The organism is Streptomyces sp. 549, from assembly GCF_030124175.1.
In the GTDB taxonomy this organism is placed as follows: domain Bacteria; phylum Actinomycetota; class Actinomycetes; order Streptomycetales; family Streptomycetaceae; genus Streptomyces.
The window spans coordinates 409,487-429,816 of the sequence record NZ_JASKMT010000001.1 but is presented as its reverse complement, the minus strand read 5'-3'; the positions used below and the strand labels follow the sequence as shown (position 1 = coordinate 429,816).

The 20,330-nt window shown below is 73.0% G+C and carries 20 protein-coding genes; 14 read left to right on the top strand and 6 right to left on the bottom strand.

The window, feature by feature from the left end:
• Window positions 1–26 precede the first annotated feature (26 nt).
• Both aceB and QNO07_RS01955 read right to left on the bottom strand, forming a co-directional pair.
• On the bottom strand, window positions 27–1,649 hold the full coding sequence (gene aceB, locus QNO07_RS01960) for a malate synthase A (protein WP_283989565.1): 1,623 nt from the start codon (window positions 1,647–1,649) through the stop codon (window positions 27–29).
• Between the two features lie 262 nt (window positions 1,650–1,911).
• Window positions 1,912–2,547 carry a nucleotidyltransferase family protein gene (locus QNO07_RS01955; RefSeq protein WP_283989563.1) on the bottom strand — a complete coding sequence of 212 codons (636 nt, stop codon included), beginning with the start codon at window positions 2,545–2,547 and terminating at the stop codon, window positions 1,912–1,914.
• 370 nt (window positions 2,548–2,917) lie between these two features.
• On the opposite strand from QNO07_RS01955, the gene QNO07_RS01950 reads away from it, so the two are divergent.
• Complete coding sequence (locus tag QNO07_RS01950) at window positions 2,918–3,250, top strand: DUF5955 family protein (protein ID WP_283989562.1); 333 nt, start codon at window positions 2,918–2,920, stop codon at window positions 3,248–3,250.
• A 59-nt stretch (window positions 3,251–3,309) separates the two neighbouring features.
• Here the strand turns inward: QNO07_RS01950 and QNO07_RS01945 are convergent, their stop codons facing one another.
• Window positions 3,310–4,110, bottom strand: coding sequence for an IclR family transcriptional regulator (locus QNO07_RS01945; protein ID WP_283989561.1), 801 nt, complete (start codon window positions 4,108–4,110; stop codon window positions 3,310–3,312).
• Window positions 4,111–4,486: 376 nt separating this feature from the next.
• On the opposite strand from QNO07_RS01945, the gene allB reads away from it, so the two are divergent.
• Window positions 4,487–5,839 (top strand): allantoinase AllB, encoded by a 1,353-nt coding sequence (gene allB / locus QNO07_RS01940; RefSeq protein WP_283989610.1) that lies wholly within the window; start codon window positions 4,487–4,489, stop codon window positions 5,837–5,839.
• The gene (gene alc, locus QNO07_RS01935; protein ID WP_283989560.1) at window positions 5,836–6,957 is read left to right on the top strand and encodes an allantoicase; all 1,122 of its coding nucleotides are present in this window, start codon (window positions 5,836–5,838) and stop codon (window positions 6,955–6,957) included. The genes allB and alc overlap by 4 nt, the downstream gene beginning before the upstream one ends.
• A 94-nt stretch (window positions 6,958–7,051) precedes the next feature.
• On the opposite strand, the gene QNO07_RS01930 is transcribed toward alc, so the two are convergent.
• Window positions 7,052–8,083, bottom strand: coding sequence for a Gfo/Idh/MocA family protein (locus tag QNO07_RS01930; RefSeq protein ID WP_283989559.1), 1,032 nt, complete (start codon window positions 8,081–8,083; stop codon window positions 7,052–7,054).
• Window positions 8,084–8,182: 99 nt separating this feature from the next.
• Between QNO07_RS01930 and QNO07_RS01925 the strand changes: the two genes are divergently transcribed.
• From QNO07_RS01925 to QNO07_RS01900, 6 genes are all read left to right on the top strand, one after another.
• A complete protein-coding gene (locus QNO07_RS01925; RefSeq protein ID WP_283989558.1) occupies window positions 8,183–8,938 on the top strand; it encodes a GntR family transcriptional regulator in 756 nt (251 codons plus the stop codon).
• Between the two features lie 148 nt (window positions 8,939–9,086).
• A complete protein-coding gene (locus QNO07_RS01920) occupies window positions 9,087–10,112 on the top strand; it encodes a sugar ABC transporter substrate-binding protein (protein ID WP_502961748.1) in 1,026 nt (341 codons plus the stop codon).
• Entirely contained in the window at window positions 10,109–11,185 is a 1,077-nt protein-coding gene (locus tag QNO07_RS01915; protein ID WP_283989556.1) for an ABC transporter permease, read from the top strand. Before QNO07_RS01920 ends, QNO07_RS01915 begins: the two co-directional genes overlap by 4 nt.
• Complete coding sequence (locus QNO07_RS01910) at window positions 11,182–12,129, top strand: ATP-binding cassette domain-containing protein (RefSeq protein ID WP_283989554.1); 948 nt, start codon at window positions 11,182–11,184, stop codon at window positions 12,127–12,129. Before QNO07_RS01915 ends, QNO07_RS01910 begins: the two co-directional genes overlap by 4 nt.
• A 15-nt stretch (window positions 12,130–12,144) precedes the next feature.
• On the top strand, window positions 12,145–13,302 hold the full coding sequence (locus QNO07_RS01905) for an ROK family glucokinase (protein WP_283989552.1): 1,158 nt from the start codon (window positions 12,145–12,147) through the stop codon (window positions 13,300–13,302).
• Window positions 13,299–13,829 (top strand): hypothetical protein, encoded by a 531-nt coding sequence (locus tag QNO07_RS01900; RefSeq protein ID WP_283989551.1) that lies wholly within the window; start codon window positions 13,299–13,301, stop codon window positions 13,827–13,829. The genes QNO07_RS01905 and QNO07_RS01900 overlap by 4 nt, the downstream gene beginning before the upstream one ends.
• A gap of 27 nt (window positions 13,830–13,856) precedes the next feature.
• Here the strand turns inward: QNO07_RS01900 and QNO07_RS01895 are convergent, their stop codons facing one another.
• Window positions 13,857–14,516, bottom strand: coding sequence for a maleylpyruvate isomerase family mycothiol-dependent enzyme (locus QNO07_RS01895; RefSeq protein ID WP_283989550.1), 660 nt, complete (start codon window positions 14,514–14,516; stop codon window positions 13,857–13,859).
• A 100-nt stretch (window positions 14,517–14,616) separates the two neighbouring features.
• Here QNO07_RS01895 and QNO07_RS01890 point away from each other — a divergent pair, with 100 nt between their 5' ends.
• The 5 genes from QNO07_RS01890 (at window position 14,617) to QNO07_RS01870 (ending at window position 18,373) form a co-directional block, all read left to right on the top strand.
• A complete protein-coding gene (locus QNO07_RS01890; RefSeq protein ID WP_283989548.1) occupies window positions 14,617–15,093 on the top strand; it encodes a MarR family winged helix-turn-helix transcriptional regulator in 477 nt (158 codons plus the stop codon).
• Window positions 15,094–15,260: 167 nt separating this feature from the next.
• Window positions 15,261–15,473, top strand: coding sequence for a hypothetical protein (locus QNO07_RS01885; RefSeq protein ID WP_283989546.1), 213 nt, complete (start codon window positions 15,261–15,263; stop codon window positions 15,471–15,473).
• Window positions 15,474–15,619: 146 nt separating this feature from the next.
• Window positions 15,620–16,897: a bifunctional 3-oxoadipate enol-lactonase/4-carboxymuconolactone decarboxylase PcaDC gene (pcaDC, locus tag QNO07_RS01880; protein WP_283989545.1), complete on the top strand. Its 1,278-nt coding sequence runs from the start codon at window positions 15,620–15,622 to the stop codon at window positions 16,895–16,897.
• Between the two features lie 26 nt (window positions 16,898–16,923).
• Entirely contained in the window at window positions 16,924–17,571 is a 648-nt protein-coding gene (locus QNO07_RS01875) for an MBL fold metallo-hydrolase (RefSeq protein ID WP_283989544.1), read from the top strand.
• A 22-nt stretch (window positions 17,572–17,593) separates the two neighbouring features.
• Window positions 17,594–18,373 (top strand): exodeoxyribonuclease III, encoded by a 780-nt coding sequence (locus QNO07_RS01870; protein WP_283989607.1) that lies wholly within the window; start codon window positions 17,594–17,596, stop codon window positions 18,371–18,373.
• Between the two features lie 49 nt (window positions 18,374–18,422).
• Here QNO07_RS01870 and QNO07_RS01865 read toward each other — a convergent pair whose 3' ends face one another.
• Window positions 18,423–20,282 carry an SGNH/GDSL hydrolase family protein gene (locus tag QNO07_RS01865; protein WP_283989543.1) on the bottom strand — a complete coding sequence of 620 codons (1,860 nt, stop codon included), beginning with the start codon at window positions 20,280–20,282 and terminating at the stop codon, window positions 18,423–18,425.
• Between the last annotated feature and the right edge of the window lie 48 nt (window positions 20,283–20,330).

Here is a 20,330-nt window from a genome sequence, read left to right as displayed (position 1 = left end):
CCGCCCGGCGGACCGGTGACGCCGCGTCAGTCCAGCAGCTCGTAGGCGGGGAGGGTGAGGAACTCGGCGTAGTCCTCGTCCAGCGCGACGCGCAGCAGCAGGTCGTGGGCCTGCTGCCAGGCTCCGGCGGCGAACGCCTGCTCGCCCAGTTCCGCTCGGATCGCGGCCAGGTCCTCGGCGGCGACCCGGCGGACCAGATCGGCGGTGGCACGTTCGCCGTTCTCGAAGACGACGCCCGCGTCCACCCACTGCCAGATCTGCGAGCGGGAGATCTCAGCCGTGGCGGCGTCCTCCATCAGACCGAAGATGGCGACGGCGCCCAGACCCCTCAGCCACGCCTCGATGTACCGGACGCCGACCTGCACGGCGTCCTTGAGTCCCTGGTAGGTGGGGGCGGCGTCGAGCGAGTCGACGGCGATCAGGTCGGCGGCCTCGACGTGCACGTCCTCGCGCAGCCGGTCCTTCTGGTGCGGCCGGTCGCCGAGGACCGCGTCGAAGCACGCCCGGGCGATCGGCACCAGGTCCGGGTGCGCCACCCACGAGCCGTCGAACCCGTCGCCCGCCTCGCGGTCCTTGTCGCCCCTGACCTTGGTCATCGCCCGCTCGTTGGCCTCGGCGTCGCGCCGGTTGGGGATGAACGCGGCCATGCCGCCGATGGCGTGCGCGCCGCGCTTGTGGCAGGTGCGGACGAGTAGTTCGGTGTAGGCCCGCATGAACGGAGCCGTCATGGTGACCGCGTTGCGGTCCGGGAGCACGAACTTCGCGCCGCCGTCACGGAAGTTCTTGACGATCGAGAACAGGTAGTCCCAGCGGCCCGCGTTCAGCCCCGAGGCGTGGTCGCGGAGTTCATAGAGGATCTCGTCCATCTCGTAGGCCGCGGTGATCGTCTCGATCAGCACGGTGGCACGCACGGTGCCCTGCGGTACGCCGAGCCGGTCCTGTGCGAAGACGAACACGTCGTTCCACAGCCGTGCCTCGAGGTGCGACTCGGTCTTCGGCAGGTAGAAGTAAGGCCCCTTGCCCAGGTCGATGAGCCGCTGGGCGTTGTGGAAGAAGTACAGTCCGAAGTCGACGAGGGCGCCGGGGACGGGCCGCCCGTCGACGGTGAGGTGCCGCTCGTCCAGGTGCCAGCCGCGCGGACGCATCACGACGGTGGCCAACTCATCGGCGGGCCGCAGCGCATATGACTTGCCGCGGTCGTCGGTGAAGTCGATGCGCCGCTCGTAGGCGTCGGTCAGGTTCAGTTGGCCGCCGATGACGTTGTCCCAGGTGGGGGCGGAGGCGTCCTCGAAGTCCGCCAGCCAGACCCGGGCCCCGGAGTTGAGCGCGTTGACGGTCATCTTCCGGTCGGTCGGGCCGGTGATCTCCACCCGGCGGTCCCGCAGCGCCGGCGGGCACGGCGCCACCTGCCAGTCGCCCTCGCGGATGTGCGCGGTCTCGGCGAGGAAGTCCAGGCTGCTGGTCCTGGCGATCTCCGCGCGCCGCGCGGCTCGCCGGGCGAGCAGTTCGTCGCGGCGGGGCGTGAACCTGCGGTGGAGGGCGGCGACGAACTCCAGGGCCGCCTCGGTGAGCACCTCGTCCTGGCGGTCGGGTGCGCGCTCCGGGGCGACGTCGACGATGGCCAGCGGTGACGGCGCTGGTGCTGACATGGGCGGTCACTCCTTCGGGGGCGGTCACTGCCGTGGGTGGTGGCCCCCGGAGCGCCACCAGGATCACGTGCGGTGGTGCTGCGCACGTGCGGCACTGGGTGCCACACGTCTTCTGTGTTTCGGAGACTAGTTTTCTTATCGCGGAATTTCAACGGTCTGTTGATATCGAGATCGTTGATGTCGAGATACCTGCCCGAGGCGGGTGGTGTCCGAGGTACCCGGCTGGGCGTGGACGACCGGCGTCCGCTGCGGAACGACAGGTTCAGGCCAGTCGGGTGAGGTCCTGCGGGGTGTCGATGTCGGCGGGGTCGGCGATGTCCGCGCACTCCACCAGGGTGAGCGACGCTTCCCGGTTCCGCAGGTACGCGCGTGCTCCGCGATCCCCGGTCGCCGCCTCCGCCACGCCCTGCCAGTGCGCCGACCCCAGCAGTACCGGGTGGCCCCGCCGACCTTCATAGTCGGCCGTCGCGAGTGAACTCGGCGAGCGGTAGGCGGCCCGCACCCGGCCGACCGCGGTCGCCCCCACGCCCGGTTGGTCCACCAGGCAGACGAGCGCCGCGTCGGCGGGCTGCTCCCCGTCCGCCAGGGCGGCGAGGCCGGCCCGCAGCGAGGAGCCCATGCCCGAGGGCCAGTCCGGGTTGCCGACCACGCTGCATCCGGTCAACTCCGCCATGGCGCGCACCTCCTCGGCCGCGGCCCCGAGTACCACCGTCACCGTGTGGCACCCGCCCTCACGCAGCGCCCGCACCGCGTGCTCGACCAGGGGGCGGCCGTGGTGGGTGAGCAGGGCCTTCGGCCGGCCGCCCAGACGCCGCCCGCCGCCTGCGGCGAGCAGCAGCCCGGCGATGCGGGGCGGGTGCGGGGGCGTGCGCGAAGGCGGGCGCGGTGGTGCTGTCATGCGGCGAGCGTAAGGGGTGGTCCGAGCGTTCCGGTGGACTGCGCTTGTCCGGGACCCGTGCCGGCACCCGCGCTGAGACCCGCACCGGCGCGCGGCGCCGGGCGACGCCTGGTAAACGCCTGGAGAGCGCCTGCGACGGTGAGGAGCGACGCGGGCGGAGGCGCGTGAGGTTCGTCCGGCCGGTCGAACGGGCGGCGGTAGATCGGGAATCGGGGGTGCCGAATTTCGCCCTCCGTGTAGCGCGGACAGCGGAGAGTGGCGTTTACTGTCCAGACCCTCGCGGTCGACCACCGTCGGCGGAGGGGTGAAGCGTGCTCACGGGGCGAGGACAGCCGTCGGACGGGAAGCTTCTTGGTGGGGGAGTACCGCTGTGCGAGGCGAACGCAACGAGCAGGCGCTGGTGCGCCCGAGGCGCCCGGTCGCCGCGGAGGATGCGCGGGGTGAGCAGCTGCGCCTCGCGGTGCACGAGCTGCGCCGAGCGCTGGCCGGCTACCCTCCGGAACTGCCCGACCGTCAGATAGCCGACGAGGAACTCGCCGCGCTCGCTGCCATGGCCGCCGCCGGTGAGTGCGACGCCGGGCGGCTCCGCAGCTCGTTACTGCTGGTGGTGGGCGCGCTCGGATCGATCAGCGCGCTCGCCGGACCGCTCTTCCGGGTACGTGCCGCGGTGGGCCTGTTCGGGGTCCCCTCGGTCCGCCGCTGACGCACTCCCCGCAGGCTGACGCACTCCCCGCACGTAGGACTGTCCGCCCCGGTGGCTGCTCAGCCGCCGTTCACCGGTGCGGGGTTGGCGAGGGCCTCGGAGAGGTCGCGGGCGACCTCCTGGAGCAGTGGCACCATCTTCTCGGTGGCCGCGTCGGTCACCCGGCCGGCCGGGCCCGAGATGGAGATCGCCGCGGCCGTGGGGGAGTTGGGCACCGAGACGGCGATGCAGCGCACCCCCATCTCCTGCTCGTTGTCGTCGAGTGCGAAGCCGCGCTCGCGGGTGGTCTCCAGTGCCTCCAGGAAGGCGTCGGCGGTGCCGATGGTGCGTTCAGTTGCGGCCGGCATGCCGGTGCGGGCCAGCAGGGCGCGCACTTCCTCCGCCGGGTGGTGGGACAGCAGGGCCTTTCCCACGCCGGTGGAGTGCGGCAGTACGCGGCGGCCCACCTCGGTGAACATGCGCATCGAGTGCCGTGACGGAACCTGCGCCACGTAGACGACCTCGTCGCCGTCCAGCAGTGCCATGTTGGCCGTCTCGCCCGTCTCCTCGACAAGCCGGGCGAGGTAGGGCTTCGCCCAGGTGCCCAGCAGGCGGGAGGAGGTCTCCCCGAGGCGGATCAGCCGCGGGCCCAGCGCGTAACGGCGGTTGGGCTGCTGGCGCACGTAGCCGCAGGCGACCAGGGTGCGCATGAGTCGGTGAATGGTGGGCAGCGGCAGTCCGCTGCTGCCGGACAGCTCGCTCAGCCCGACCTCGCCGCCGGCGTCGGCCATCCGCTCCAGCAGGTCGAAGGCCCGCTCCAGGGACTGGACGCCTCCGGTCGCGGCGGGTGCGGCGGTGCTCTTGGGCTCGGACGACGGCACGTCGCGGTTCCTTTCGGGCGGATGGGGCGCATGCTACCGGCCCTGATGAGGGCGGGGGCCGGTCAGGCCGGGCGTTCCCGGAGTGTGGACGCGGGGTCGGAGGCGGAGCGGGCTGAGGGAAGGTCCATACCGGCATGCGGTAGGAAGTTTCCGTTTCGTGGAATCATACAAGCTTTGACCTGGCGCTGTCACGGCAAACGGTGAACCCTTGACGGAGTGGCCCCCCGGAGGAAGACTCGTTCAACAGAACGTTGAATTCTGCGGCGCCGCCGTCCGGACCTCCGGGTGCCGCCCCGGCTCCGCGCGGCCCGGTCTGCGCGCTGCTCCGCCCACAGCAGCGGCGTCCCGCAGGGAAGAGGAGAGTCGGTTGTCCGAGCTGCCCACCGCCGAAGCCGGCGGAGAACTGCTGCTCCGCTCCACGCGGGTCGTCACCCCCGAGGGGGAGCGGCCGGCCGCGGTGGCCGTCTCCGGCGGCACCATCACCGCCGTGCTGCCGCACGACGCGCCGGTACCGGCCGGGGCCCGCCTGGTGGAACTGGGTGAGGACGCGCTGCTGCCCGGCCTGGTCGACACCCACGTGCACGTCAACGATCCCGGGCGCACCGAGTGGGAGGGCTTCTGGACGGCGACGCAGGCCGCAGCGGCCGGCGGTGTGACGACCCTGCTCGACATGCCGCTGAACAGCCTGCCGCCCACCACCACCGCGGCCCACCTCGACACCAAGCGGGCTGTAGCCGCTCCCAAGGCCCACGTCGACACCGGCTTCTGGGGCGGTGCGATCCCCGGCAACCTCGCCGACCTGCGCCCGCTGCACGACGCGGGTGTGTTCGGCTTCAAGTGCTTCCTGTCGCCCTCCGGGGTGGAGGAGTTCCCCGAGCTGGACCCCACCGGGCTCGCCGCCGCGATGGCGGAGATCGCCGGGTTCGGCGGCCTGCTGATCGTGCACGCCGAGGACCCCGGCCACCTGGAGCTGGCACCGCCGGTCGAGGGACCCCGCTACGCCGACTTCCTGGCGTCCCGTCCGCGCGCCGCCGAGAACGACGCCATCGCGCTGCTGATCGACCTCGCCCGCCGCCTCGGCGCCCGGGTGCACGTGCTGCACCTGTCCTCCTGCGACGCCCTCCCGATGCTCGCGGAGGCTAAGGCGTCCGGGGTGGCCGTCACGGTCGAGACCTGCCCGCACTTCCTCACCCTGACCGCGGAGGAGGTGCCGGACGGGGCGACGGAGTTCAAGTGCTGCCCACCGATCCGCGAACGCGCCAACCAGGACGCCTTGTGGCAGGCCCTCGCGGACGGGGTCATCGACTGCGTCGTCTCCGACCACTCGCCGTGCACGGCCGACCTGAAGGTGCCCGACTTCGGCCGAGCCTGGGGCGGCATCTCCTCCCTTCAGCTGGGCCTGCCCGCGATCTGGACCGAGGCACGGCAGCGCGGTCACGGTCTCACGGACGTGGCCCGCTGGATGTCCACCGCACCGGCCGCGCTCGCCGGTCTCAGCCGCAAGGGAGCCATCGCGGCCGGCCGCGACGCGGACTTCGCCGTCGTCGCACCGGAGGAGACGTTCACCGTCGACCCGGCCGCACTCCACCACCGCAACCAGGTCACCGCCTACGCCGGACGGACGTTGCACGGCGTCGTGCGCTCCAGCTGGCTGCGGGGACAGCAGATCACCGACCACGGCCGCACCCTGCAACGGGTGGGCCGACTCATCGAGAGGACCACCGCATGACAGAGGCGACCCACCGACTGCCCCGCTTCACCGGCGATGCCCGGCCCTACGGCGGCGGCGACCCGTACGCCGACTACCGCACGGCCGACCTCCCGTTCGCGGCACTGGTGGACCTCGCCGACCGCAGGCTGGGCGCCTCCGTCATCGCCGCCAACGACGAGTTCTTCGCCCACCGGGAGAACCTGCTGCGGCCCCACCCGGCGGAGTTCGACCCCGAGCACTTCGGCCACAAGGGCAAGGTCATGGACGGCTGGGAGACCCGCCGCCGCCGGGGCGCGGACCAGGACCAGCCGCACCCCACCGACGCCGACCACGACTGGGCGCTCGTCCGGCTCGGCACGCCCGGCGTGATCCGCGGCATCGTGGTCGACACCGCCCACTTCCGCGGCAACTACCCGCAGGCGGTCTCCGTCGAGGCGACCTCGGCGCCCGCCACCGCCTTCCCCGAGGACCTGCTCGCCGCCGAGTGGACCCCGCTGGTGCCGCGCACCGCCGTCGGCGGCCACGCCGCCAACGGCTTCGCCGTCGACGTCGAGCGGCGCTTCACGCACCTGCGTGTCAACCAGCACCCGGACGGCGGCATCGCCCGGCTGCGTGTGTACGGGGAGGTGGTGCCCGACCCGGCGTGGCTGGCGGCGCTGGGCACCTTCGACGTGGTGGCGCTGGAGAACGGAGGGTCCGTCCAGGACGCCTCCGACCGCTTCTACTCCCCGGCCGTGCACACCATCCAGCCGGGGCGCTCGCAGAAGATGGACGACGGCTGGGAGACCCGCAGGCGGCGCGACAAGGGCAACGACTGGATCCGCTACACGCTGACCGGGCAGGCCCGCATCCGCGCGGTGGAGATCGACACCGCCTACCTCAAGGGCAACGCCGCCGGCTGGGCCGCGCTGGTCGGCCGGGACGGCGAGGACGGCGAGTGGACGCAGCTGCTGCCGCGCACCCGTCTCCAGCCCGACACCGTGCACCGCTTCCTGCTCGACGACGCTCCCGCCGTCGACCACGTGCGGCTGGACATCTTCCCCGACGGCGGGATCTCGCGGCTGCGCCTCTTCGGCTCGCTCACCGACACCGGCGCCGCTCGCCTGGCGGACCGCCACCGCGCGCTCGGCGGCTGATCCGGCGCGACTGGCGGCAGCGACCCGCAGCGGGTCAGCCGATCGGGTCAGCCGATCAGCAGGCAGACAGGCAGACAGGCCCCCGGCCAACAGGTCAGCCGGCCGGGGGGACGGCTGACGGGTCCGGGGCGGCCTGCTCGTCGAGTGCGACGGGCCGTCCGGTCAGCCGGGACTGCTCGCACGCCTCGGCGACCCGGAGGGCGTGCAGCGCCTCGCGGCCGTCGCAGGGGTTGGTGATCTCGTTCCTCGCCACCTGGAGGAACGCCGCCAGCTCCGCGGTGTACGCGGGTGCGAACCGGTCCATGAAGTCGTGCCAGGCCTCGCCCGTCCGGGCGGGGGCCGACGGCTCCACCGAGATGAGGGGGGTGCGGGAGTCCCAGCCGACCGCGATCTGGTCCCGCTCGCCCGCAAGTTCCATGCGAATGTCGTAGCCGGCCCCGTTCATCCGGGTGGCGGTGGCGGTGGCCAGCGTGCCGTCGTCCAGGGTGAGCAGCACCGCCGCCGTGTCCACGTCACCGGCTTCCGCGAACATGGGCGGTCCCGCGTCGGAGCCGGTGGCGTAGGCGCTGACCACCTCCCGGCCGGTGACCCAGCGCAGGATGTCGAAGTCGTGGACCAGGCAGTCCCGGATCAGTCCGCCGGACAGCGGCAGGAACGCCGCCGGCGGCGGCGCGGCGTCGGAGGTGACCGCGCGCACGGTGTGCAGACGGCCGAGACGCCCGGACCGCACGGCCTCCCTGGCGGCCCGGTAGCCGGCGTCGAACCGCCGCATGAAGCCGATCTGCAGTGTCGTGCCCGCCGCCTCCACCTCCCGGAGCACCGCGAGGGTGCCGGCCAGGTCGAGGGCGATGGGCTTCTCGCAGAAGGTCGGCAGTCCGGCCCTGGCCGCGGCGACGATCAGCTCCGGGTGCGAGGAGGTGGCCGAGGCGATCACCACCGCGTCGGGCGCGGCGTCCAGCAGCGCCTCGGGGTGAGGTGCCGAACGGGCGCCGACCTCGGCGGCCACCTGCGCCGCCCGCTCCGGATCGGCGTCGGCGACGATCAGCTCCGTCACGCCGGGGAGGGAGCGGAGGGTGCGTGCGTGGAAGGAGCCGATGCGGCCCGCTCCGATGAGTCCTATCTGCATGCCCCCACGCTCGACCGTGCCGACGATCCTGTCAATATTTTGTCCGGACAATCAAACGTTTGACTTCCCGCAGGGCGCGCGGGGCACTAGGCTCACCCCGTGGCGAAGAACGAAGTGGCTGACCTCCAGTTCAGTGTGGACCGCAGCAGTCCGGTGCCGCTGTACTTCCAGCTCTCCCAGCAGCTCGAAGCCGCCATCGAGAAGGGCAGGCTCTCCCCGGGCAGCCTGCTGGGCAACGAGATCGACCTCGCCGGGCGACTCGGCCTGTCCCGGCCCACCGTGCGCCAGGCGATACAGGCGCTCGTCGACAAGGGCCTGCTGGTGCGGCGCCGCGGCATCGGCACCCAGGTCGTGCACAGCCAGGTCAAGCGCCCACTGGAGCTGAGCAGCCTCTTCGACGACCTGGAGGCCGCCGGGCAGCGCCCGGCGACCCGCCTGCTGCGGCTGGAGACCGAGCAGGCCACCGCCGAGGTGGCCGCCGCCCTCGGCGTCGCCGAGGGCACCGAGGTGCGCCTGGTGGAGCGGCTGCGGCTGGCCCACGGGGAGCCCATGGCCTACCTGCGCAACCACATCCCGCAGGACCTGCTCACGCTGGACGGGGGCGTGCTGGAGACCACCGGCCTCTACCGCCTGATGCGCTCCGCCGGCATCACCCTGCACAGCGCCCGCCAGTCGGTGGGCGCCTGTGCCGCCGGCGCTGTCGAGGGCGAACTGCTCGGCGAGCCCGTCGGGGCGCCGCTGCTGACCATGCAGCGCACCACCTTCGACGACACCGGGCGGGCCGTCGAGTACGGCTCGCACATGTACCGGGCCTCGCGCTACTCCTTCGACTTCCAACTGCTCGTCCGCAGCTGAGGCTCGCGCAGCAGCCCCGCCCGGACCGCGCCGCCCACCCGGCCCCCGGCGTACCGCCGCGTGGTCGTGTCGGATACTTGTGCGGTCGGTCCGCGGAGATCCACCGCGGGCCGACGGCAGGTACGGGCAAGCGAGAGGGAACGACCCAGTGGCCGTCGTGAAGTGGTGGAGCGCCCGGGGACGCAAGCGGGCGGCGGTGATCGCCGCGGCTCTCGCGCTCGCCGTGCCGCTGGCCGGATGCAGCAGCACCGGCGGCAAACGCGCCGAGGAGGAGCGGGCCAAGAGCGCCGGCGGACGGTCGGCGGTGGACACCCCGCGGTGGAAGTTCGCCATGGTCACCCACTCGGGAGACGGCGACACCTTCTGGGACATCGTCAAGAACGGCGCCGAGCAGGCAGCCGTCAAGGACAACGTCGAGTTCCTGTACTCGCACGACAAGGAAGCCGGCAAGCAGGCCGAGCTGGTGCAGGCCCGCATCGACCAGAAGGTCGACGCACTGATCGTCACCCTCGCCAAGCCCGACGCGATGAAGAACGTCGTCGCCAAGGCAGTCAAGGCGGGCATCCCGGTGATCACCATCAACTCCGGCCAGGACCTGTCCAAGGACTTCGGCGCGCTCGCGCACATCGGCCAGGACGAGGTCACCGCCGGCGAGGCGGTGGGCGAGGAGCTCAACGAACGCGGCCGGAGCAAGGCGGTCTGCGTGCTCCACGAGCAGGGCAACATCGGCCACGAGCAGCGTTGCGACGGGGTGCGCGAGACCTTCGACGGCACCGTGCAGAACCTGTACGTGGACGGCACCAACATGCCCGGCGTGCAGTCCTCGCTGGAGGCCAAGCTGCAGTCCGACCGGTCGGTGGACGCCGTCGTCACGCTCGGCGCGCCCTTCGCCGCGACGGCGGTCAAGGCGGCCGGGCAGGCGGGGTCCGACGCGGAGGTGGCCACCTTCGACCTGAACGAGCAGGTCGCCCGAGGCCTCGCCGACGAGTCCCTGGCCTTCGCCGTCGACCAGCAGCCCTACCTCCAGGGCTACCAGGCCGTCGACCTGCTGTGGCTCTACCGCTACAACAACGACATGCTCGGCGGCGGCAAGCCGGTCCTGACCGGCCCGCAGATCCTGCGCAAGGACGACGCCGAGGCACTGCGCGAGTACACCGCACGGGGCACCCGATGACGGGCACCGCCACCGGGACCGACACCGGATCGGCGGAGGAGACGGCCGGCGGGACGGCCGACGGCCGGCTCGTCCGCCGGTCGCTGCCGCGCCGCGCGCTCAGCCGCCCCGAGCTGGGCGCGGTCGTCGGCGCCGTCGCGGTGTTCGTGTTCTTCGCCGCCACCGCCGACAGCTTCCTCCAGCTCTCAGGCCTGTCGACCATCCTGTACGCGTCGTCCACCATCGGGATCATGGCGGTGCCCGTGGCGCTGCTCATGATCGGCGGCGAGTTCGACCTGTCGACGGGCGTCATGGTCACCACCTCGGCGCTCGTCTCGTCGATGTTCAGCTACCAGATGACGGCCAACGTCTGGGTGGGCGTGGGGGTGTCCCTGCTGGTCACCCTGGCCCTGGGCTTCTTCAACGGATGGCTGCTCACCCGCACCGGCCTGCCCAGCTTCATCATCACGCTCGGCACCTTCCTCATGCTGACCGGCCTCAACCTGGGCTTCACCAAGCTGATCAGCGGCACGGTCTCCACCAAGAGCATCGCCGACATGGAGGGCTTCCCCTCCGCCCGCGTGCTCTTCGCCTCCCAGCTCACCCTGGGCGGCGCCACGCTCCAGGTCACCGTGGTGTGGTGGCTGGTGCTCGTCGCCGCGGCCACCTGGATCCTGCTGCGCACCCGCGCCGGCAACTGGATCTTCGCCGTCGGCGGCGGAGCGGACGCCGCCCGCGCGGTGGGCGTGCCGGTGGCCCGCACCAAGATCGGGCTGTACCTCGGCGTGGCGCTGTGCGCGTGGATCTCCGGCCAGCACCTGCTGTTCAACTACGAAGTGGTCCAGTCGGGCGAGGGCGTCGGCAACGAGCTGATCTTCATCGCCGCCGCGGTGATCGGCGGCTGCCTGCTCACCGGCGGCTACGGCTCGGCCGTGGGAGCCGCGGTCGGCGCGCTCATCTTCGGGATGACCAGCAAGGGCATCGTCTACGCCCAGTGGGACCCGGACTGGTTCAAGTTCTTCCTTGGCGCGATGCTGCTGCTCGCCACCCTGCTCAACCTGTGGATTCGCAAGCGTGCGGAGGCCAGCCGATGACAACCGCCGAACCTGCCGAGCCCGTCGGCGCCGACCCCGGCCCCGATGTCGAGGGCGCTGCCGAGGGCGATCCCGAGGGCGCTGCCGAGGGCGCTGCCGAGGGCGCGGCCGAGCCGCTGCTGGCGCTGGACGGCGTCAGCAAGTCCTACGGCAACGTGCGCGCGCTGGCGGACGTCTCCCTGGAGGTCCGGGCCGGCGCGGTCACCTGCGTGCTGGGGGACAACGGCGCCGGCAAGTCCACCCTGATCAAGATCATCGCCGGGCTGCACCAGCACGACGCCGGCAGCTACCGCATCGAGGGAGCCGAGACCCGCCTCGCCTCGCCGCGCGACGCCCTGGACCGGGGCATCGCCACCGTCTACCAGGACCTCGCGGTGGTGCCGCTGATGCCGGTGTGGCGCAACTTCTTCCTCGGTTCGGAACCGCGCACCGGCTGGGGCCCGCTGCGGCGCATGGACGTCGACCTGATGCGCCGCACCACCCGCACCGAACTGCTCCGCATGGGCATCGACCTGCGTGACGTCGACCAGCCCATCGGCACGCTGTCCGGTGGCGAGCGGCAGTGCGTGGCCATCGCCCGCGCGGTGCACTTCGGCGCCCGCGTGCTCGTCCTGGACGAACCCACCGCGGCGCTCGGCGTCAAGCAGTCCGGCACGGTGCTCAAGTACGTCGCCGCCGCCCGCGACGCCGGCCTCGGCGTGGTGCTCATCACCCACAACCCCCACCACGCCTACCTGGTCGGAGACCGCTTCGTCCTGCTCAAGCGCGGCGCGATGGCGGGCAGCCACCCGCGCGACGGCATCAGCCTCGACGAGCTGACCCGCCAGATGGCCGGCGGTAGCGAGCTGGAGCAGCTCAGCCACGAACTGGCCCGTGCGACGGCGGGCCCCGGCCCCGGGAACGCTCCCGGCGGCCCCGGGAACGCTCCCGGCGGCGCCGGGTAGGGCACAATCGAGCAGATGAGTACGTTCCCCGACCGCACGCCACGGAGCTCCGCACGGGCGACCGTGCTGCGGACCGTCGCTACTCGCGAGCGCAGCTCCCACCTGTCCGCGCCGCGGGTGCCGACCGTCGGCATCGACATCGGCGGTACGAAGGTGATGGCCGGGGTCGTCGACGCCGACGGCACCATCCTGGAGAAGGTCCGCGCTGAGACACCGGACAAGTCCAAGAGCCCCAAGGTCGTCGAGGACACCATCACCGAGCTGGTGCTCGACCTGTCCGACCGGCACGACGTGCACGCCGTCGGCATCGGCGCCGCCGGCTGGGTGGACGCCGACCGCTCCCGCATCCTCTTCGCGCCGCACCTGTCGTGGCGCGACGAGCCTCTGCGGGAGTCGCTGCAGGCCCGGCTGGCCGTGCCCGTGCTCATCGACAACGACGCGAACGCCGCCGCCTGGGGTGAGTGGCGGTTCGGCGCGGGCAAGGGCGAGGACCACCTCGTCATGATCACGCTCGGTACCGGCATCGGCGGCGCCATCCTGGAGGACGGCAAGGTCAAACGCGGCAAGTACGGCGTCGCGGGGGAGTTCGGCCACATGCAGGTGGTGCCGCAGGGGCACCGCTGCCCGTGCGGCAACCGCGGCTGCTGGGAGCAGTACAGCTCAGGCAACGCGCTGGTCCGCGAGGCCCGCGAGATGGCCGTGGCCGAGTCCCCGGTGGCCTACAACATCATCGAGCGGGTGGGCGGCAACGTCGCGGAGATCACCGGCCCGCTCATCACCGAGCTGGCCCGCGAGGGCGACGCGATGTGCGTCGAGCTGCTGGGCGACATCGGCCAGTGGCTCGGTATCGGCATCGCCAACCTCGCCGCGGCTCTCGACCCGTCGTGCTTCGTCATCGGCGGCGGCGTCAGCGCCGCCGACGAGCTGCTGATCGACCCGGCCCGCGACTCCTTCCGCCGCCACCTCACCGGTCGCGGCTACCGGCCCGAGGCCCGCATCGTCCGGGCCGAGCTGGGCCCGGAGGCCGGCATGGTCGGCGCCGCCGACCTGGCCCGGCTGGTGGCCCGCCGCTTCCGCCGCGCCAACCGCCGCAGACTGGAGCGGTACGAACGCTACGAGCGCGCCGCGGCGAACCTGCGGCTCGCGTCCCGAGGCCGGGCGGTGGGCAGTTGACCAGCCCTCCGCAACGCGCAACGTCCCGCTGGCTGCGGGCGGTCATCGTCGTGCTGCTGATCGCCGTCCCCGCCGGCTACCTGGTGCTGTCCGCACACCAGAGCCGCGACAGCGGCAAGGACAAGCAGGCCGTCGCCTCCGCGACGGGCCTGGTGTGGGAATGGCCCAGCAAGGCGACCCGGCGCATCTACGACGTGCCGATCCCGCTGAAGTCCACCTACGTCGGCTACTTCGAGACCAACTCCTGGCAGGAGAGCGCGCTCTACGTCCAGTTCCGCACCTCGCCCGAGAAGCTGGACGCGTTCCTCGCCGAGGTCGGGACCAGTCGGGCGGAGCTGCGCCACGGAGAGCGCACGGTGACCGACAGGCAGGCCGGCCTGGTGGGCTGGAACCTCGGCGTGTCGGGCCACGACTACGCCGGTACCACCGTCAGGCAGCCCGGCTACCGGCCCGACCTGTCGATCACCGTCGACCTCACCCGCCCCGAGCGCCCCCAGGTCTACGTCGTCTCCACCGCGAAGTTCTGACCCGCCCTTCCCCCGGCAGCGCCGTGCTCAGGGGGCAGTCCGCGACTGCGGGTCCACGGAGGTGCTGAGGCCGGGGCCGTGCAGATGCGGGCGCGCCGCCTGCTCCCTCCCCGTGAGCAGAAGCAGCAGGGCGGCGATCGGGCCGCGGATCTCGGGGCCTTCGCCGCGGTCCCACGCGACATCGGTCGCGGTCAGCCTGCGGCCGCCGAGCCGCCGCCTGACCTGGAACGGATAGCTCATGCGGTACACCCGGTCGGCGGCGTCGCAGGCGGCGTCGACCGGCATCGGCCGTTCCCGGCCCACGGCCAGAGCGATGTCCTGGCCGTGCACCAGGATGTCCAGGAGCGACTCGCGCCGGGTCGTGCCGAGGACCGGTCGGTGCCAACCGGCCAGGGCGCGCAGGTCGGCGGCGATCACCTCGGTCGGCCGGGTCGCCGCCTGGCAGGCGGTGTCGTGGATCATCCGGTCGAAGTCCCCGCGGGCGCGGACGATCTCGCGCAGGATCCGGCCGAGGCCGATGCGCGGGGCGAGCGTGAGGTGCGCGGCGACGTCCCGTACCCGCCAGCCGTCGCACTGGGTGGGGAGCTCCCACTCCGCAGGGCTCAGAGTGTCGAGCAGACCGGCCAGGCTGAGCCGTTCCCTGTCGACCGCCCGCCAGCGCTCCTCGCCGGTCAGTGTGCCGCTCATGGTCGTCACCGCCTCAAAAATGGTAAGCTCACCTGACCAAAGTAGTCAGATGCACTGACTAATGTCAAGCGGTGGATGTCAAGCGGTGGGGAGTCGGCGGATGTCAGGAGCGGGTGGCGGGGCCATAGGGGGAGGAGTACCGGAGGAGCGGGAGCTGAACGTGGGCCTGTTGCTGTTCCTCCCCTATCGGGCGATGGAGGACCGGATCTTCGCCGCCCTCGCCGAGGCGGGGTTCGACGACTTCACCGTCGCCCAGGCGCGGGTCATGCAGCGCATCGGCCCCGACGGCACCCGGCTCACGGATCTCGCCGAGCAGGCGCAGATCACCAAGCAGACGGCCGGCTTCCTGGTCGACCGCCTCGAACGCGCGGGATACGTCGAGCGGGTCCCCGACCCCCGGGACCGCCGCGCCCGGCTGGTGAGGATCGCCGCACGCGGTGCCGCGGCGATCCCGGTCGCCGAGGCCGTGGTCGCCGAGGTGGAGGCGGAGTGGACCGGCCACCTCGGCAGGCGCCGGATGGCGCAGTTGCGCGAGACGCTCACCCGGCTGCGAGAGATCACCGACCCGTACGCGTGAGGCAGTGGACCGCCGGGTCAGCCGAGCAGCCGCCTGCGACGGCCGCCGGGGCCTTCGAGCGCTCGCCACGTCCGGAGCCGGGGTCGAACTCCGTTGACTCCCATGGAGACTGATGGCAGGTCAGAGATTGACAAACTGTCCATTCTTCGGGCTGGGACAGCGTCAGCATGTCGGCCGTCGCCGCGGCGACCGAGGTGTCCCGGCCCTCGGTCTGCAAGGAGCTCGGCGACCGGGCGGGCCTCGGCCGTGCCCTGGTGCTCAGGGAAACCCGCGGCTTCCTGGAGGGCGTCGCCCGCACCCTCCACTCCGGGCTCCCCGACGCGGACCCGCGGCCCACCGCGCGACGTCTCTCCCTGATGACGCTGAAGGTGCTGCGGTAGCACCGGGAGCCGGGCCCGGGGCGGAAGCCCCACGGGGCGCCTGCTGCCTGACCGGCCCACCGCCGGGCGCCCTGATGCGCGGACGGGCGAGTGTTCGGTGGGGACCGGCCGTGTGAGATCCCGCGGGAGATGAGAGGGTCTGACGGGTGAGCGAGACACTACCGAACCCCCTGCAATACCGCGTGGATGGCCCTGCGGGTGCCCCGCTACTGGTACTCGGCCCCGCGCTCGGCACGACCTGGCACATGTGGGACAGGCAGATGCCCGAGCTCACCCGGAACTGGCGGGTGCTGCGCTACGACCTGCCCGGCCACGGCGGCGCCCCCGCCCACCCGGCGACCTCGGTGCACGAACTGGCGATGCGGCTGCTGGCCGCGCTGGAGTCCGTCGAGGGCAGTGAGCGCTTCGGCTACGCGGGGTGCTCGCTGGGCGGTGCCGTGGGCACGCAGCTCGCGCTCACCCACCCGCACCGGCTCACCTCGCTCGCCCTGGTGTCGGCGTCGCCGCGGCACGGCACGGCCGACGAGTGGCGGCAGACCGGCGTCGTGGTCCGCAGCCACGGGCTCGACCCGGTCGCCCGCAGCACTCCGGAACGCTGGTTCACGCCCGGCTTCACCACCGTGCAGACGGCCATCGTCGACTGGGCCGTGCAGATGGTGCGCACCACCGACCCCGGCTGCTACATCGCGGCCTGCGAGGCGCTGGCCGCCTTCGACGTCCGCGACGCGCTGCCCCGCCTCAACGTGCCGACCCTCGTGGTCGCCGGGGCTGAGGACCGGGTGTCGCCGCCCGCCGACGCGCGGGCCCTCGTCGCCGGGATACCGGACGCCCGCCTGGCGATGGTGCCGGGCGCGTCCCACCTGACGCCGGTGGAACGTCCCGGCGAGGTCACCGAGCTGCTGCTGAAGCACTTCTCGACGGTGTGGCAGGACAGCTCGGCGACCGGCGCGCACACCGCCGCGCCCGCGCCGCTGGTGGACTCCCCGCCGCCGCAGAGCGCGGCCATAGCGGAGCTGACGGCCGCCGACGCCCCGACGGGCCGCCCGGACCCGTACGACACGGGCATGCGGGTGCGCCGCGAGGTGCTCGGGGACGCCCACGTGGACCGGGCGGCGGCGAACGCCGACGACTTCACCGGCGACTTCCAGGACTTCCTCACCCGTTACGCCTGGGGCGAGGTGTGGTCCCGGCCGGGTCTTGACCGCCGCACCCGCTCGGTGGTGACGCTGACCGCGCTGGTCGCCCGCGGACACCTGGACGAGCTGGCCTTCCACACCCGGGCCGCGCTGCGCAACGGCCTCACCCCGGCGGAGATACGCGAGGTGCTGCTGCAGACCGCGGTGTACTGCGGCGTGCCGGCCGCGAACTCGGCCTTCGCAGTCGCCCAGCGGGTGGTGCGGGAGGAGACCACGCCACGCCAGTGAGGCCCGCACCGCTGCACAATGGGCACATGCGGTTGACGAAGAAGAGCCACGCCTGCGTGCGGCTGGAGAAGGACGGCCGCACGCTTGCCATCGACCCGGGCGGCTTCAGCGAGGAGGACGCGGCTGCGGGGGCCGACGCGGTGCTGGTCACCCACGAGCATCCGGACCACTTCGACGAGGGCCGGATCCGGACGGCTCTGGAGGCCAACCCGGCCGCCCAGGTGTGGGCGCCGCGGAGCGTCGCCGAGCAGGTCTCGGCCGCCTTCCCCGGCCGTGTCCACACCGTCGGGCACGGGGACACCATCCGGGCGGCGGGCTTCGAGGTGGCCGTGCACGGCGAGCTGCACGCGGTGATCCACCCCGACATCCCGCGGATCGCCAACGTCGGCTACCTCGTCGACGGTTCGGTGTTCCACCCAGGCGACGCGCTCACCGTCCCCGACCACCCGGTGGACACGCTGCTGCTGCCGCTGCAGGCGCCGTGGAGCAAGTTCTCCGAGATCGTCGACTACCTGCGGGAACTCCAGCCGCGGCAGGCCTTCGACGTGCACGACGGCCTGCTGTCGGAACTCGCCCCGCCGGTCTACGGCCGCATGCTCTCCCCGCAGGGCCCGGGCATCGGTGCCACCGAGCACCGCAGACTGCTGCCGGGCGAGTCCGCGCAGGTGCGTTAGCCGGTAGGTTTGCCCCATGGGTCTGCGAATCGCCACCTGGAACATCAACGGCATCAATCCGCGCCTCGACCGGCTGCTGGACTGGCTGGAGAGCAGCGGCACCGACGTGCTGTGCCTCCAGGAGCTGAAGTGCACCGCCGAGCAGTTCCCGGCGGAGGCGCTGGGGGAGCGCGGCTACGAGGCCGCGATCAACGCCGACGGACGGTGGAACGGCGTCGCCGTGCTGTCCCGGGTCGGGCTTGAGGAGCCGGTGGTCGGTCTCGCGGGCGGCCCCGCCTTCGAGGAGGTCGAGGAGCCGCGCGCGATCAGCGCCACCTGCGGCGGCGTACGGGTCTGGTCGGTGTACGTGCCCAACGGCCGGGAGGTCTCGCACCCCCACTACGCGTACAAGCTGCAGTGGCTGTCGGCCCTGCGGGTCGCGGTCGGCGCGGAGTCCGGCGGCGAGCGGCCCTTCGCGGTGCTGGGCGACTTCAACGTGGCGCCCACCGACCAGGACGTGTGGGACCTCGGCCAGTTCGAGGGCGCCACGCACGTGACCGAGGCCGAGCGGGTGGCGCTGACGGAGCTGGGCGAGGTGGGTCTGCAGGAGGTCTACCCCAGGGCGCTCAAGTACGACGTGCCGTTCACCTTCTGGGACTACCGGATGCTCGGCTTCCCGAAGAACAAGGGCATGCGCATCGACCTGGCCTTCGGCAACGACCCGTTCCGGGCGGCGGTCAAGGACGCCTACGTCGACCGCGAGGCCCGCAAGGGCAAGGGCGCCTCGGACCACGCCCCCGTCGTGGTGGACCTGGACTTCTGACCCGCCGGCCCACCGCCCGGGGGAAGAGGCGCCCCCGGGCCGGGGGCCGTCAACGCCGCGGGGCGCGCGGGACGAGAGCCGAAAGGTCGACGGAGTCCGCCAGCGCCCGCAGGCCTGCGTCGCCGGGGTGCAGGTGGTCGCCGCTGTCGTACTGCGGCAGCAGCCGCCGCGGGTCGCCGGGGTCGCGCAGCACCGCGTCGAAGTCGAGCACCGCGTCGAAGGTGCCGCCGTGGTCCCGGACGAAGGCGTTCACCTGCTGGCGCTGCCGCTCCACCTCCGCCGAGCAGTCGGGCCAGCCGCCGCAGGGCGCGACGGTCGCGCCCACCACCCGCAGCCCGCGCTGCCGGGACCGGTCCGCGAGCGCCCGCAGCCCCTCGATCACGCTCTGCGCCGAGTAGCCCCAGCGCACGTCGTTGACGCCCTGGAACAGCACCACCGTGCGCACCCCCGTCTGGCCCAGCACGTCCCGGTCCAGCCGGTGCACCGCGCTGACGCCGCCGGTGTCGCTGCTGACGCCGTCGCCGTCGTAGCGGTCGGACACCACGCGGTTCGCGGAGATGCCGTGGTTGAGCACGCCGTAGCGCGGCACGCCGCGGCCGTCGGCGCGCTGGAGGCGCCGGGCCAGCACGTCCGGCCACCGCCGGTTGGCGCCGGGGGTGGAGGCGACACCGTCGGTGATGGAGTCCCCGAGAGTGACCACCGAGCCGGGGCCGCCCCGGACGTCGACGCCGGTCAGGAACGGCCAGCCGCGCAGCTCGCCGCGGAAACCCTCGCCACCGGCCTGCCCGGTGCGGTCGCCGGCGTCCTCGGCGCTGACGTAGGAGGTCTGCACGGCCTCGCTGTGCACGGGCGCCGCCGTCACCGTGCCCGGCAGGTGCAGGCTGACCAGCAGGTCCGCGTCGGGCGGCACGTCCAGGCCCACCGGGTCGCTGACCAGTTGCGCGCCCGCCGGGACGCGGGCGGTGGTCTGCCGCCCGAAGGTCAGCTCCCGGGGCCGCCCCGCCGCGGCCGCGCCCGCCGCACGGACCGCCACGGTGGCCCGGCCGATGTGCAGCGGTGCGTCGGCGAAGGTGTTGGCGAACCGGACGCGGGCGCTGCTGCCGCCGGCGCTGGTGTGCACCACCAGCCGCAGCGTGCGGTCGGTCCAGGGGCCGACCCTCGCGTAGCCGCCGGTGCTCGCCGCCCAGGTGCCCGTCCAGCCGTCGGCCGGCTGCTGCAGCGCCACGTCGAAGACGTGCAGGTCGGCGGCGCGGCCCGGGTCGCGGGGGAGTTCCACCGAGGCGAGCGTCCGGCCGCGTGCCACCGGCACGGTGACCACGTACAGGCGGGGCCGCTCGGCGCGGGTACCTTCCGGCGTGTTCAGGTACGGCAGCGCGACGGCCTTGGTGGCGGTCGGGCCGCCCCGCCAGTCGCCGGCGGTCAGCGTGTACGCCGACCGGCCGCCGTCGAGGTAGTGCACCTGGCCCCGGGCCCGCATCTGCGTGCCCGGCGCTCCCGGCGAGCTGGCCGCGACCAGGAAGGACACCGCGTCCCCCCGGCCGCGTACCCGCACCCGCTGGCCGTCGGCGCGCACGTTGTCGGGCCGGCCGGGGGCCGCGGCGGGCACCCGGACGAGGGCGCCGTCCACCAGTAGGCGCCGTCCCGGTGTCCACCCGGCGCCAGCCAGGGCGTCGGCGGAGAAGGAGTTGCCGGCCCCGTCGAAGTCCGCCTCGCCCGGCCGGTCGTCACGGCTCGCCGCGCGGTTGTCGTACAGCCGCTCCAACGGCCGGGGCAGCGCGGCCCGGTCTGCTGCGGGGTGCCTCACCGACTCAGCCGACTCAGCCGGCACCGCCGACACCGCCGGCCCGGCCGGTACCGAGGCGGCGGTCAGGGTGAGAACGACGGCGGTGCCGTACGCACGGATACGCAACACGTGCCCTTTCGCTGAGGCCAACTGCCGGGTGTGCGATGCCGATCC